The organism is Pontibacterium sinense, from assembly GCF_015209595.1.
Taxonomy (GTDB): Bacteria; Pseudomonadota; Gammaproteobacteria; order Pseudomonadales; family Balneatricaceae; genus Pontibacterium; species Pontibacterium sinense.
In genome coordinates, this window is record NZ_JADEYS010000044.1 from 1 (window position 1) to 917 (window position 917).

A 917-nucleotide genomic window follows, 5' to 3' on the forward strand; every position below is an offset into this window, starting at 1 on the left:
CCACAAAGAATACTTCGCAGGCGAGAACGCGCTGAAAGCTGGCGGTGCGAAAAACACCTCTAACCAGTTCAGCTAAGGGCTAGCTCGGTAAAAAAGGCAGCCAAACGGCTGCCTTTTTTGTATCTGATCAGTCATCGGCACACGCCGATACCTGATATAGAGACACCTTTGTAACGTTCAGATATGCGGTGTGTATTGAGGAATCTATAAAAGAATCGACTGGTTTTTTAGGTTAGAATTACCACCCGCTTGTGACTGCAACTGATTTAAGTGATTTAGATATGACTGATACACCTGCTTTTCTTCAAGATGCCAAAGATCTGTTAACCGAACAAGGCTTCGCTACCAGCAACACCTGGTATCACGGGACCTCATCAGCACTGGTCGACTCAATCAACGAGCAGGGTTTAAATCGCTCCGGTGATAAAGCTCTCAAGGCAGCGGCCAAACAGACCATGGCAACAATCGGAAATCACTATACAGAAACGATTGAACCGGTATTCCTGACGCAGAGTAAAGAGCTCGCATATTACTGGGCAAGCCAGACTGTTAGAGATCGCAGTGTACGCATTGAAGGCGATGAGCAGCCGGTCGTGTTCGCAGTAATACTTCCTGAAGATTTAAATAATCAGGTAAAACCCGATGTAGGTGCGGCAAGCCTGCTTTTAGTACAAGAGGGTGAAGCATTCATGGCGCATTTGGCTGGTGTTTATCAGGCGAATGGTTTTAATGCGCCAGAAATAGAATTGCGAAAAGCAGATCGCATGGAATATCTGGATAAACTGGGTATGGCCTATTACGATGCAGATATCGACTCTTCTTGCATCAGCATCATTACCGAAGACCCTGTAAATAATTCTGTGTAACTGCCAGGGTTAAATGTAATCCGCCAAGCGGTCTTCAAATTCGATCATAAA

At 45.5% G+C, this 917-nt stretch carries 1 protein-coding gene; it reads left to right on the forward strand.

Going from position 1 to position 917, the window contains the following annotated elements; translation table 11 throughout:
- Window positions 1-251: 251 nt before the first annotated feature.
- Window positions 252-866, forward strand: a complete 615-nt coding sequence (locus tag IOQ59_RS21045) for a hypothetical protein (protein WP_371871909.1) — start codon at window positions 252-254, stop codon at window positions 864-866.
- Window positions 867-917: the final 51 nt, after the last annotated feature.